Below are 13,777 nucleotides of genomic sequence, written 5' to 3' on the forward strand. Positions count from 1 at the left end.
AAAAACTCACATGTCAGGGAGATGAAAAAGTGATAAACACCATTTTTGCTTTTACAGACAGCTCCCCGAAATACAAACAAATCTATGAGCATTTCAAGTACTTGATTGAGCAGGGCGACATCAAGGCGGACGAGCCACTGCCCTCTATTCGTCAGCTTGCAGATTCCTTACAGGTAAGCCGTAATACTACATTGATGGCGTATGAACAGCTGGTTGCCGAAGGCTATATTCGCGGCGAAGGGCGAAAAGGTTATGTGGTCAACGAAGTAGAACCCCTATTATTTCAAGAGGCTCACAGCACTCCGACTATCAAGCAAACAGAGTCAGTCCCACCTGCTCGTATTGATTTTCGCGCGGACGTCGTTGATCAATCGCACTTCCCTTTAAAAACATGGAGGAGAATCTCGAATCAAGTATTAACGGAAAAGGACAGCTTTCGATACGGGGAGCCTTTTGGCGAATGGTGCCTGCGTGAACAGATCGCAGCATATCTACTCCAGTCTCGCGGGGTGAGAACAGATCCAGATGCGATCATTATCGGAAGCAGTACCGGGCAAATGCTTGTGTATCTCGGCCTGGTCCTGAAGCATGACTTTTCTAGCATCATTGTAGAAGACCCTGGTTATGATGGAGCCAGGGAAGCTTTTCAATTAAATCAATTTTCGCTTGAAACACTGCCCGTCTATGAGACAGGCGCCGATTTTTCACATCTAGAGCAGATGACATCACGATTCATTTATGTGGCCCCGTCCCATCACAGTCCGTATGGGGTCAGCATGCCCATTCAACAAAGACATGCGCTTATCCATTGGGCAAACAAGAGGCAGGGCTATATTATCGAAGACGATTATGACAGTGAATTTCGCTATACCCAGCAGCCATTTCCCGCTCTCGCTTCCATCGATTCAACGCGAGTGATCTATCTCGGAAATTTCTCAAAGTGCTTTCTTCCAGGAATTCGCTTGAGCTATATGGTATTGCCACAGCCCCTTTTAGAGCGTTACAAAAATCAATTCACCCATTTCGAGAGCACCACTTCCCTACTCAGCCAATTCGCCATGGCGAAATTTATGGCTGAAGGCGAATGGAATCGCCATATTAAACGCATGCGGCTTGTTTATAAACGAAAAATGCAGCACTTCGTTTCTGTATTAAGGGATCATTTCAAGCAGAGCATTTCTATCATTGGTGAGCAATCTGGCCTGTATGTATTAGTCAAAGTACATGTGGAGCGTTCAGAGGAATGGCTCGTCCAACAAGCTTCCATTCAGGGCGTGAAGGTCTATCCTACCTCACCCTTCTTCCTCAAAAGCAAAACCGATAAACCAATCATAAAATTAGGTTTCAGTAACCTATCATTTGATGAAATCCAGCTTGGTGTGAAGCTCCTAAAAAAGGCTTGGTTATAGAAAAACGGAGCACGAAGACTTTATTCATCAAGTCCGAGTGCTCCGCTACTTCTTTGGACGATATTTCTTTACCCCTGGCACAGCGCTTCCGCAATCTCAATCACCCGCGCTCTTGTTATCCCATTTCTTTGCTCGATAGAAAGCGGATGGTCTGTCTGTTCCAGCTCAATCAATGGTCGAACGCCGACAGGTCTGGTATGAACGTGAGTTTTCAGATGCAGGGTCGTTCCCGGATAGCATGACAGCGACGTGGACAGCCAGCCAAACATCGGCTCCAATTCGTTTTCTCTTCCTTCCTCTTCCCAGTATAAAAAGGTTCGCTTAAAATTTTCCTTGCTTAGCGACACCCACACATTCCAAATAAATGTCTCATCGCTCTCTAGCACGGGAATTTCAATACACCCGCGGACAAAAAAATGCTCGTCGTCGATTACGCACAGCTCGTCATTCATCAAGCAGCGCTCGTCTCTTTCCTCGGGTGGTAAAGAAAACCACAGAGCAGGAGCTGGACTTCCGTAGCTTAGCGGAAGCTCATGATGCACATTGCCACAGCAGGCACATGTATACTCTGTTTGATAGGTCATGTTAGATCCCCACTTCGTGAATTCATTGCCATAACTATTTTCCAATTTTATCAAATTGTAACTATTTTCACAACGAACCAATACTGCTATCCTTGTTGTCACAAACTCCCCCCATCCCTCGTTATATGGAAAACTACAGCGAGGAGCTGATTGGCATGAAAGAAATCACTTGTGTCGTCGTTGGTGGAGGCTATGCTGGCATTCATGCTGTCAAAGCGATTCGAGATAAATTGTCCGGGCGGAGCATTCGCCTTATTTTACTGGATAAAGAGCCCCATCATCTGCGTAAAGTTTTGCTGTTTAAGCCTGCCGTAAGTAAAGAAGCCGCAATTGAGCTCCCCTTGAAAAGTATTTTTCCTGATGAGGTCGAATTCGTCCAGGGCACGGCAACCAAGATCGAGAAAAACGAAAAGACCTTGTTCTACCAAGACCAACAAGGCAGCACGCAAGCAATTCATTATGACATTCTCGTACTGGCGATAGGCAGCGTGATTCGTCAAGCAGAGCCGGAGCAAGGAGGAATTGCTCTATCAAGCGTAGAAGCAGCCGAGGCCATCCGTGAGACATGGCTCGCTAATATGCAAAAAGCTGTTCGAGAAACGATCCCTGAGGAGCGGCAGCGTTTGCTCACCGTAACAATAGCTGGTGCGGGGATAAGCGGCATCGAAACCGCTGCTGAGCTGGCTTACGCTATGCACGAGGAAGCGGCACGACTCGGTATCCCTCCTGCTGAGACCAAAGTCTACCTGATCAACACCCACAATCGCCTGTTCCCGGAAGGATCGGCCAAGCTCGGGCGAAAGCTGGAGCAGACCTTAACAGCCGATGGTGTAACGATCCTGCATCGACAAAAAGTAGTAGCGGAGCGCGACGGAATCGTAACACTGTCCAGCGGTCATACATTCTCCACCGGATTGTGCATCTGGTCGCTCGGGCTGATCGCGAATCCCCTTCTTCGTACCATCGGCATACCGATTTCAGCACAAGGGCAGGTCATCGTAGATGCATCGTATCGGGTGAGTGGTGCACCTGGTGTATACAGCATCGGAGATTGCGCGCGAATCATCGATCCAGTCAGCGGTCAGGCAGATCGGATGACATGCAAGGAAGGTACTGCACAGGCAGCCAGGCTCGGAAGTGTGCTCGCAGCTGATCTGGACGGAACCTCCTCTCCAACGCACAAAAGCTTTATGGAATTCTTCTGCATTGGCCTTGGACCGGAGAAAGGAATAGTCTGGACGCGAAAATGGGGACTGGATATCATTTTGACAGGAAAGCTCGGCTGGAAAATACGTCAGTACACCTGGAATATAGCCAGCATGCTACACTGAAAAAAGATCAAGTCTGATTTACGCTGATAAAAGGAAGTGAATCAGGGATGGAATGGCTATACCAGAAATATAAGGGGCTGCTCTTCTCTCTCGCCTATCAGATGATTGGCTCAGCCACGGACGCAGAGGATATTGTGCAGGATGTATTTGTGAAAGCACACCAGATCCAGCTAGAGCAAATGGCAGACCCCAAAGCTTATTTATGCAAGATGACAACCAATCGCTGTCTGGATCTTTTAAAGTCGGCACGTAAAAAGCGGGAGCTGTACACAGGACCGTGGCTGCCTGAGCCAATCCATACACCTGTTCATGATTCGGCTGAATCCGTGGTACAAAAAGATCTGCTCTCCTATGCCATGCTCGTGCTGCTCGAGCAGTTATCGGAAACGGAACGAGCCGTGTTTGTTCTTCGGGAGGCACTTGGCTTTGACTATCATGAAATCGCCCACCTGATAGGAAAAAGTGAAGCGAACTGTCGCAAAATCAGCAGCCGCGCCAAGAACAAAGTCGGGATCACTGCTACGGAGGAGCACGCCCTTTTCGCGCCGGAAAAATCAATCGAGGAGCAATGGATAAGCCGTTTTATTGACGCACTAGAGCATGGAAAAATGGATACACTGCTCGGCATGCTCGCCAAAGACGCCGTCCTTCTCTCTGATGGCGGCGGCAAAGTATCGGCGGCGATCCACCCAATTGTTTCTGCGGAACGCATCGCCCACTTTCTGCTTGGTATCATGCGCAAGACGGTTCTGCCACTCGGACTTCAAGTGGAGCCTTTGCCTTTGAACAATCAAATCGGGCTTCTCCTTCGTCTGGGAGAGCAAATCAATACGGTTGTGCTCTTGCATGTTGAGGAAAATGCGATTTCTCGCCTCTTTTTCATCAGAAACCCGGATAAATTACAGGCTCTTTATGAGCACCGTAAGCATGAATAGAAAAGGGAGACCGACAGCCGCTTGCTGTTTGGTCTCCCTTTTGCATACTGGTTATCGTCTTATAGCTTAAACCGCTTCACGATACCCTCCAATGTCTCGGTATAGCCGACATTGTTCTCTGAAATCGCAGCCATATGGCTGTTATTGTCCGCAATGATCCGTGCTTGCTCCGTGATCGCCTCTACACTGTGTCCGCTTTGGTTCATCGAATCGGTCACCTGCTCGACAACCATGATCACACTGCTGATCGTTGCGTTCAGCTCTTCAAAGGATGCGCTGAATTCAGACAGAAGTGTATTGAAGTAACGGGCATCTTGATTGTATTGCTCAGAGGTGTCAATCAGTTTCACGTAATCAGGTCGAACTTGGCTATCGATATACTCTAGCACGCTAGATGAGCTGACAGCCAAATGATTGACTGCTTCTCGCGTACCTTCGATAATCCGTTGAATATCTGTAACCACCTCTGCCGACTGTGTAGCCAGCTTGCGAATCTCATCTGCAACGACAGAGAAGCCTTTTCCGCTCTCCCCTGCACGTGCCGCCTCGATGGCCGCATTCAAGGCCAGCAGATTCGTTTGCTGAGAAATATGCAGGATTGCATCGACAAGCTGATTGATTTGTTCCATGGACTCCGTCGTTTGTGTAATCGCCGTCTCCGTTTTCTGCTTAACCTCTGTATAAATTTGCGTGGAGGTCTGTTGTGCCTGAACAGAGCTTGCTTTCAGCTGATCTGCTCGCAAGCTGATATCCTGTGAAGTAGTCGCTGCCTCGACTGTGTTTAACGAGATGGAATGAATGACAGCTTGAATATCGTTTAAGGTAGCATTCATTTCCTCCGTTGCAGCCATCGTCTCCTGCATGTGCGAAAGCAGCACGGTCGTTGCTTCCGCTGTGCCTCTGGATTGCTCGCTGACCTCTTCTGTGGATTGCTTCACTTGCTGGGCATTGTCTGCTACTGCATGAGAGACAGATACGAGCTTGTGAACCACCTCGTTTAATTGCTCACGCATAAGCAGGATCGATCTTTCCATCAAGCCGATTTCATCTGTGTTGGAGGAAGAATTGCTCTGAATTTGTTCACTTAAATCAAAATTAGCCGTTTTTCCAATCACACTGCGCATCTTGTCAATCGGCCCGGTAATCCAGCGACTGAGGACGTATGACAAAGCAACCGCCAAAGCAACCGCGATGACCATCCTTATGAGGGCAGACGCTAGGCTATCTGCAAGCATTTGCTCCAGCTCGGTATTGTTGTACTGAATTTCAATCACACGTGAGCGACTGAGGTCATTGGACTGCTCGTCCAGCTTGTACGGGATAAATCGATACGTTTGATTTTGACCGTCGACCTTGTCATCCGCCTTTTTCATCTGCTGGGTTTGAAACGCTTCTGTTAAAGTCGACAGCAGATGCTCAGGGACACGCAATGCTTTGCCATCGTCGCCCTGCTTTCCGAGTGCGTAGCCGTCATGCGAATAGATGGTGATATCTTTGACGATGCTGTATTTTTTCGAGATTTCCTCGGATACCTCGAGAAAATTGAATGCTTGGAAGAGCTCGCTATCCTGTAAATTAGTGCTTACTTCCAGCAAATATTTGTGGTCATGTGTTGGCAAATATGCAAACTTTTTGATCTGACCCGTGTTCACCGATACTTCCATTCCATCAGCAGAAAATCCCGTGCCATCAATGCGCTTTTTTAACAGATCAGTAAATTCTCCCGCATTGCTGAAATCAAGACCAATATCTGTCTGAACACTGGAATGAACGACCTTGATAGACCGATCGATAACGAAAATATCCATCCCAAATTGCTTTTGTAGGGCCGTGTAGTCCCACGATTGAATCTCCGGATTTGTTTCATATATTTTGGCGAGCGTAGCTAATGACTGCTGCATCCGCTTTTCCATATCTTTTTCAAAAACGCCATATACCAGATCTACGTTCTTGATCGAATTTGTGACATGGTCTTCAACTAACTGATATTGCATGGACTTCTCGGAAATGATGTTTGCCTTCAGCTGGACATAGTCAATAATGGACAAGACCATTGCCACGAGCATGGTAAACAAGGAGAGCGTGATCATTAGCTTCGTACGGAATGAGATCATTTTTTGCGTCATTGTTTTCTCCACTGGATCGTTATTTTTTGCCAAACTTCAACATAATTTACCAGCGAGTTTACTGTCAATGCCATTCACAATAGACGATATTGTAAATTTATTGTAAATACACACATAATTCTCCCGCCACCTACAGCCACCTATATTTTCCAAAACACCTATTAACAATGTGCCAATAGTGTCAATGAACTCCTGATGAACTTATGCATAAGGACGGTCCAAACGACCTATTCATGTGTTAGAATTTCTTGGAACAATTATCCTTTATAGGAGATATTTATTGCAGAATGAAGGAGGAGTAAAAATGGATTTGCGAAGTCAAGCAAGTAAAGAAATCATTATTCCTGAAAATCCTGTTTCCCGATTCTTATTCACAAGCACCAGATCCGCAACAATTTGGCTCATCGTCAGGCTCTACGTCGGTTACATCTGGATTACCTCCGGCTGGAAGAAAATCAATTCCGACGCGTGGACGGGCGAAAATGCCGGTAGTGCCATCGAAGGCTTTATCAAAGGAGCCTTGGCCAAAGCAGCAGACGGCAAGGATGTAACGTCCTGGTACGCCTGGTTCCTCGAAAACACCGTATTGCCAAATGCCAAGGTATTTGGCTTCATGGTTGCCTACGGAGAATTGCTCGTCGGTCTGGGCCTCGTGGTAGGTCTGTTGACAGGAATCGCTGCGTTTTTCGGCGGTCTGATGAACGTCAGCTTTCTCTTTGCTGGTACAGTCAGTACGAATCCTCTCTTGTTTGTTTTTGCTACCTGGCTCGTTATGGCGTGGAAGGTAGCTGGCTGGTACGGAGTAGATCGTTGGGCCCTGTCTTATTTGGGAACCCCTTGGACGAGATCCAAATCGCGTGATTCAGGAACTTATCTCGATTAATAATAGGCATGTAAAAAAGGGAAGCAGCCGCATAGGCTGACTTCCCTTCGTTGTTTGCTGATCATTTCTCCCGTCTTGTTGCTAAATAACGGCCTGGTGAGTCCCCAAATGCGCGTCGGAACATCGCAATGAAACTGCTCGGCGAAGAATAGCCCAGTGCGTCGGCGATGATTGCGACAGAATCCCCTCGTGCCAGCATTTCCAGCGCATGCGTCAACCGTGCCTGTTGACGCCACTGGGCAAACGTCAAGCCGGTTTCCGCCAGAATCAGCCGCCGCAAGGTCCGTGGAGAAAGAGCGGCCCACGCAGCCCAGTCATCCAGCGTTCGGCTATCCTCGGGACACTGCAGGATTTCATTCGCAATGCGCAGAAGACGGGGCTCGGAAGGCATGGGCAAGTGCAAAGGCTCCAACGGTGCTTGCACGATTTCATCGAGCAATACGGCGGCGATTCGCTCCTGCTCTGGCTCCAGGAAGTCCTGATCGTACCAAGAGGCTGCCCGCCGGACCAAAGCGTACATAAGCTCAGAAATGCCGATCACGCAAGGGTGTGGTGGCAAATCACGACCTATCTCGGGAAGGACAAGCACACACCATCCGTTCATCGCGCCGCTCACGCTGACCTTATGCCGTACGTCTGGAGGTATCCAGCCAGCACGATGCGGGGGAAGCAGCCACGAGCCACGAGCGGTGCGAACATGAATAAGACCGCTCTCCACACAAAAAATTTGTCCACGCTTGTGACTATGCCAATCGTATTCGCGCGTTCCAAGCCGGAAATCGTGATCGGAATTTTCCGTGCCCCAAAACGCGATCAAAGAAGGACCGTCCAGCTGGTCGCTATAGTCAATTGCCTCATCTTTCATATCAATCAATCCTCTGTGGCCATTTCTCGATATATTTTGTCCGAATAGCGTTATCATGCCTCTTTCTTTCCAGTGTATGATAATAATCGAAAAACGTCTATCGAGACGTAAACCGTTACAAGAGGTGAAGCTTATGAATTCTGCATCTCCTGCGGCCGCATCAGTCGGCTCGATATCATTGCTCCGACCTGGCGTTCCTGCATGGGTTGCCTCAACTATCGCATGTGTTTGCGCGTTTATGGTCGTCATGGACAGTTCCATCGTAAACGTCGCGTTATCGGCGATGAGCGCCGACCTTGGACTCTCCGCCACAGGGCAACAATGGGTTGTAGACGCATACTTGTTAATGCTCGGCGGCTTCATGCTGCTCGCTTCCCGGGCAAGCGACATCTATGGGCGAAAAGTCATTTTGCAAACCGCACTGATCCTGTTCACAGGTGCGAGCCTTGTCGGTGGCCTCGCCACAAACAGTGCCATGCTCATCGCTGCACGGGCTGTTCAGGGCTTCGGAGGCTCGGTGCTGGCGACATCCACGCTGGCGGTCATCGTGTCCGCTTATCCGAAAGGTCCCAAGCAGAAACGGGCGATCTCGCTGTGGGCAGCATCTTCGTCGCTCGCTTCCGCTTTCGGCGTTATCATCGGCGGTATGTTAACCAGCTTCGCCAGTTGGCGCTGGGTTATGTTCGTCAATGTGCCCATCGGCGTTGCACTTATCATCATCGTTGCGCTCAGTCTCCAGCGCCAGCCGAAAAACGCCAAACGGGAGAAGCTGGATATTCCCGGTGCGGCTGCGATTACTCTTTCCGTTGCAGCCTTTATCTACGGGATCACGCAGACGGTCGATCAAGGCTGGGACTCACCGGTCGTTCTCTGGACACTCGGATTATCGCTGATTCTCTTGACTGTATTCGTATGGGTAGAGCTCCGTGCGACCCAGCCGCTGATTCGACTTGAAATCTTCCGTCACCGAAACGTGCCTGTCGGTATGATTATGGTTCTTGGACTCGGCGCGGCCTTGACGGCCAATATGTACTTTCTCTCGCTTGTTCTGCAAAACATTGAAGGCTACAGTCCATTTGAAACAGGTCTCGCGCTGTTGCCGATGGCAGGTACGTTGGCCGTCACCGCTATTGTCTCTCGCCGTCTCGAGGATGCGGGATTCCACAGGCTTCCTTTCTTCGGCGGTCTTCTGGCCGCAGCAGGATTCGTCTGGCTGAATTGGCTGCCGTTGCATCCGGATTACGTCACCTGGGTGCTGCTACCCAGCTTGCTCATTGGCGCAGGGCTGGGACTGATGCTAATGACAGCCATTCATGCTGTGCTCGCTGGCATTCCATCCAAAGATTCAGGCATCGCAGCAGGACTGCAAAATACTGCCCGCCAGCTCGGAGGCGCACTCGGCATAGCGGTTCTCGTAACCGTGGTTCACTCAGCAGCAGGTGGGCAGACGTCTGCTGACGGAATAGCAGGTGTCTCCCAACTGTCCGGATACCATGCTGCTTTCCTGGTCAGTGGGGCAATCAGCGGGATTTCGGCCCTGGCCTCCTTGCTGCTGCGCCGTCATGCGAACTGAAACACCTCATTTGCGCAGCAACAAGCTTCACGAAAATATGGAGTGAAGCCAAGCGAGACGTTCGGAATCGAAACACCACCGGTAATAAAGAAGGACCTCGGTTCCGATATCAGGCAGAATAGAGGTCACGACTCGCAACCAAAACCCAAGTGAAGCAAACACTTCAGTGGCTTCACTTGGGTTTTCTTTGTAATACAGAAATTTCACCCAATTCTCCCCTATTTGAGGGACAAGTTGTATGAATTTATTCGTTTTTTTTGCCCTTTTTTTGCCAATACCTTTGTACACATTGTTGAATGACTTCATTTTTTTCCTGCATTACCCTGTAATCACATTTTCATTTTTTAAAATTTTTAGATAAATACAGGGGGTCAGTATGAAAAAATGGCTATTAGGTTTGTTTAGCACAGCGCTTCTCTTTAGTATTGTAACGGGATGTTCGACGACACCATCAGAGAAGGCACAGCCTGCTACAACTACTCCCCAACCGACAAAATCAACGGACACGCCATCGACAGAACCGATGGTCTTACATTGGAGTGTCACAGGTGAGCCACCGACGATGGACCCAGGTATTGCCACAGATGCCTCCTCCATGGACATGATCAACCTCGTATTCGAAGGGCTTACCACTGTTGATCGACAAGGGCAAATGATCAACGCCGTAGCGGACAGCTTCACCAATTCTCCTGATTTCACCCAGTTTCATTTTACAATTCGTAAGGACGCCAAATGGAGCAACGGCGATCCTGTTACCGCGCACGATTTTGAATACGCAATCAAACGCAATCTCGATCCGAAAACAGCATCCGGATACGCGTACCAGTTGTTTTACATCAAAGGCGGCGAGGAGTTTTTCAACGGGACGGGAAAAGCAGAGGATGTCGCTGTCAAAGCAACGGATGACTACACGCTCGATTTTACTTTGCGCTCCCCTACACCATGGTTCCGCGAGCTGACATCCTTCACTACCTACTACCCTCTCCATAAAAAATCAGTGGACGGCAATCCAAAATGGGCTGGAGAAGCTGCGTCAATCGTTGGGAACGGTCCCTTCCTGATCGACAGCTGGGAGCATAAAGCCAAGCTGGCCTTTAGCAAAAGCCCAACGTACTGGGACAAAGCAAACGTCAAGCTGGACAAAATCGAGATTGCCGTAATTGAAGATAACAATACTGCCCTGTCTATGTTTGAAAACGGTGATCTGGACTGGGGAGGCTACCCTTCCTTTGGCTTGTCTCCTGATGCGATTGGGCAAATCAAGGATGAAGGCAAGCTGGTCGTCGCCGATAACCCGGGAACCAAGGCTGTCATCTTCAATACACAGAAACCGCCGTTTACCAATAAAAAGATTCGTCAGGCATTCTCCTATTCCATTGATCGCAAACTGCTGATCGACAATATCCTGCAAACAGGAGTGCCTGCCGCATACGGATGGGTTCCTACCTCCATGGGATTAAACCCGGACGGATACTTCAAGGAAGACATGGAAAAAGCGAAGCAGCTTTTAGCAGAAGGAATGGCGGAGCTGGGTTTAAAAGAGTTTCCGAAGGTCACCTACTACTATGACACTGGCGAAACCGACAAAAAAATCGCCCAAGCACTCCAGGACGAATGGAAAAAAACATTAGGGATTACTATCGATATTCGCACGTCCGAGTGGAAAGTATTTAATACAGATGTTCAGAGCGGAAAATATGACTTCGGCATTTGGCTGTGGGGAGCTGACTTTAACGATCCGATCAACTTCCTGGAGATGTACAAGGACAAGGATGGCGGCAACAACGTAATTCGCTTTGACAACAAAGAATATCGCGATCTTTTGAATAAAAGCTACTATGAAACCGATCCTGCCAAACGCAAACAGCTGATGTTTGATGCAGAGAAAATTTTGATGGAAGAAATGCCACTGGCTCCTCTGCACTTCCGCGGAAATGCGTACGTGAAAAATGATAAGGTGAAGGACTTCGTCATTTTCCCACTGGGCGGATCATACTTCAAATACGCGTATATCGAGAAATAAGCAGCTTTACATTGTTAGCGTAAAAAAAGCGGGCATCCCCTTCCATGTGGGGAGGCCCGCTTCGCTTGTTTGAAGTCTTTTCTGATCAATATTTTCGCAACGAAACATGCTCCAGATCAAACCACTGCTTGCGTACAAAACGAGTGCACTGTTCAAACAGCTGCTCGATTTCCTGGGTGGACGAGGCGAGCATGCGCGGGCACCCTCCATGATTTCATACGAGATCAACGCCACCGCTTCCGGATAATTGAGCTTCAAGCCCCGCTCCTTGCGACGTCTGGCCAAATCTGCTGCGACGACCATCAAGAGCTTTTCCTGTTCACGATACGTCAGTTTCATCTCATTTCACCTTAGCTTTCTATGTTGATTGTTTGAGCATTTTTTATGAATACGCACAACAAAGAGACAAACCATGAGTTTGCTTGCTTTCGTTTGGCATTAAGAAAACCACTATCGCAGCCCTCTCTATCACACGCTTTCATCCTCGTTTATGTTTTTTCATGCGTTATCGTTAAATCAACAACTCTTGTGCACAGCCGATGAATCAGGTGCTTCTCATGGCTAATCACAAGCACACCCATGTTCTCTTTGCGGGCAACCTCTAGCACAACCTGCCAGATTTGCGCTTGTGTAATCGCATCGAGCATAGCTGTCATTTCATCTGCGAGTAAAAATCGTGTCCCCCGTCCAAGAGCACGTGCCACGCAAAAACGTTGCAACTCGCCACCTGAAAGCTCATTGGGGAAACGCTCTAGCCACTCCTTTTGCACACCAAGCCGCTCAAGCAAGGACGCATCCAGATCACCAGCTTCTGCAAGCGTACGACTCATCCTCCAGCGAGGATTTACCGCCTTTTCTGGATGCTGAAAGACGAGCTGTACCGGGTGAAAACCGGATGCTGGAAGCGGTGCTCCATCCAAAAGCACCTGCCCTTCATGCGGCTGCTCATAGCCAGCAAGAATCCGGCTGAGCGTCGATTTTCCGAATCCGCTTGGGCCAACCAGTCCTACAATCTCACCGGATTGAATCGAAATGTCCACCCCGCGCAGTACCGGGCGGTCACGCTCATAACGAAACCCGATCTGTTTTGCTTCAAGTAGCATGAATACACCTCACCATCCCTTCTCGCACGGCCCGCATATCGGGTTTTTGCATGGAACAATCCGACGTTGCCAGCTTGCAACGAGGCTGGAATACACAACCGACAGGCAGCTCATGCGGAAGCGGCTGAAAGCCTGGTATCGGTTCAAAGCCATTTTGCGGGAGCGCCCGCCAGAGTGCTTTCGTGTATGGATGACGAAGCGCTTCACCCTCGCCAGCAAAGTCCTGGACGGGTGCAATCTCAACGGTTGAGCCTGCATAAAATACGGCAATCCGATCCGCGATTTCAAGCGCTGTTTCGATATCGTGCGTAATCAGCATGACACCGCACCCCTGGTCTGCCAAATCGCGAAAGTAATCAAGCGTCTCTGCAACAGCAGCAGCATCCAGCCCTGGCGTTGGCTCGTCCGCGATCACAAGTCTTGCCCCGCTGACCAAAGCAGTCGAGACAAGTACACGCCTCGCCATACCCCCGGAGAGCTGAAAGGGATAAAGCTGATCGACTTCACGTCCGAGATTGTATCGCTCGAAAACTTCCCTCTGCCTTTGTATGGCATCCCCACTGCGGACAGACTTGCGAACCTGCTTGCCCACACGCATTAACGGGTCCAGGTAATTGACTGATTGCGGGATGAGCGCGATCTCTTTGCCACGCAGTTCAGCTTGCCGCCTGGAGTTGAGTGGCTGACCGTCATAAGAGATTGCGCCTGAAACCTTGGCATTGCCCGGTAAAATCCCTAGTACAGCATGTGCCAGCAAGCTTTTTCCCGATCCGCTCGATCCGACGACAGCAACGATTTCCCCCGGATAGATCGCGACACTCAAATTGTTGATGACCTGCAAGGTGCTTTGTCGAAGACCACTCGTATACTGGACAAACGAGACGCAGAGGTCTTGAACCTCAAGAAGTGGTGTCGCCCCTGATTGTGTAGACAATTGTCCTTCCT

11 protein-coding genes and 1 pseudogene are annotated in these 13,777 nt (G+C 49.2%); 6 read left to right on the forward strand and 6 right to left on the reverse strand.

Annotated features, from left to right (window positions below; translation table 11 throughout):
- The first annotated feature begins 29 nt into the window (after positions 1-29).
- On the forward strand, positions 30-1,409 hold the full coding sequence (gene pdxR, locus ADS79_RS29505) for a MocR-like pyridoxine biosynthesis transcription factor PdxR (protein WP_049742014.1): 1,380 nt from the start codon (positions 30-32) through the stop codon (positions 1,407-1,409).
- A 68-nt stretch (positions 1,410-1,477) separates the two neighbouring features.
- On the opposite strand, the gene ADS79_RS29510 is transcribed toward pdxR, so the two are convergent.
- Complete coding sequence (locus ADS79_RS29510) at positions 1,478-1,993, reverse strand: DUF2199 domain-containing protein (RefSeq protein ID WP_049742015.1); 516 nt, start codon at positions 1,991-1,993, stop codon at positions 1,478-1,480.
- A gap of 155 nt (positions 1,994-2,148) precedes the next feature.
- Here ADS79_RS29510 and ADS79_RS29515 point away from each other — a divergent pair, with 155 nt between their 5' ends.
- Both ADS79_RS29515 and ADS79_RS29520 read left to right on the forward strand, forming a co-directional pair.
- On the forward strand, positions 2,149-3,324 hold the full coding sequence (locus ADS79_RS29515; RefSeq protein ID WP_049742016.1) for an NAD(P)/FAD-dependent oxidoreductase: 1,176 nt from the start codon (positions 2,149-2,151) through the stop codon (positions 3,322-3,324).
- Between the two features lie 47 nt (positions 3,325-3,371).
- A complete protein-coding gene (locus ADS79_RS29520; protein WP_049742017.1) occupies positions 3,372-4,259 on the forward strand; it encodes an RNA polymerase sigma-70 factor in 888 nt (295 codons plus the stop codon).
- A gap of 59 nt (positions 4,260-4,318) precedes the next feature.
- Here the strand turns inward: ADS79_RS29520 and ADS79_RS29525 are convergent, their stop codons facing one another.
- Complete coding sequence (locus ADS79_RS29525) at positions 4,319-6,385, reverse strand: methyl-accepting chemotaxis protein (RefSeq protein ID WP_049742018.1); 2,067 nt, start codon at positions 6,383-6,385, stop codon at positions 4,319-4,321.
- Positions 6,386-6,689: 304 nt separating this feature from the next.
- Between ADS79_RS29525 and ADS79_RS29530 the strand changes: the two genes are divergently transcribed.
- Positions 6,690-7,268, forward strand: coding sequence for a DoxX family membrane protein (locus ADS79_RS29530; protein ID WP_049742019.1), 579 nt, complete (start codon positions 6,690-6,692; stop codon positions 7,266-7,268).
- Positions 7,269-7,329: 61 nt separating this feature from the next.
- Here ADS79_RS29530 and ADS79_RS29535 read toward each other — a convergent pair whose 3' ends face one another.
- Complete coding sequence (locus ADS79_RS29535; protein WP_049742020.1) at positions 7,330-8,133, reverse strand: AraC family transcriptional regulator; 804 nt, start codon at positions 8,131-8,133, stop codon at positions 7,330-7,332.
- 133 nt (positions 8,134-8,266) lie between these two features.
- On the opposite strand from ADS79_RS29535, the gene ADS79_RS29540 reads away from it, so the two are divergent.
- Positions 8,267-9,706 carry an MFS transporter gene (locus tag ADS79_RS29540; protein WP_049742021.1) on the forward strand — a complete coding sequence of 480 codons (1,440 nt, stop codon included), beginning with the start codon at positions 8,267-8,269 and terminating at the stop codon, positions 9,704-9,706.
- Between the two features lie 376 nt (positions 9,707-10,082).
- Positions 10,083-11,729 carry a peptide ABC transporter substrate-binding protein gene (locus ADS79_RS29550; RefSeq protein ID WP_049742023.1) on the forward strand — a complete coding sequence of 549 codons (1,647 nt, stop codon included), beginning with the start codon at positions 10,083-10,085 and terminating at the stop codon, positions 11,727-11,729.
- Positions 11,730-11,924: 195 nt separating this feature from the next.
- On the opposite strand, the pseudogene ADS79_RS29555 reads toward ADS79_RS29550, so the two are convergent.
- The 3 genes and pseudogenes from ADS79_RS29555 to ADS79_RS29565 all read right to left on the reverse strand — a co-directional run.
- A pseudogene (locus tag ADS79_RS29555) lies at positions 11,925-12,068 on the reverse strand (urease subunit gamma); the annotation flags it as partial.
- A 149-nt stretch (positions 12,069-12,217) separates the two neighbouring features.
- On the reverse strand, positions 12,218-12,832 hold the full coding sequence (locus ADS79_RS29560) for an ABC transporter ATP-binding protein (RefSeq protein WP_049742024.1): 615 nt from the start codon (positions 12,830-12,832) through the stop codon (positions 12,218-12,220).
- A complete protein-coding gene (locus ADS79_RS29565; protein WP_049742025.1) occupies positions 12,822-13,766 on the reverse strand; it encodes an ABC transporter ATP-binding protein in 945 nt (314 codons plus the stop codon). The genes ADS79_RS29560 and ADS79_RS29565 overlap by 11 nt, the downstream gene beginning before the upstream one ends.
- Positions 13,767-13,777: the final 11 nt, after the last annotated feature.

The organism is Brevibacillus reuszeri (assembly GCF_001187725.1).
Lineage (GTDB): Bacteria > Bacillota > Bacilli > Brevibacillales > Brevibacillaceae > Brevibacillus > Brevibacillus reuszeri.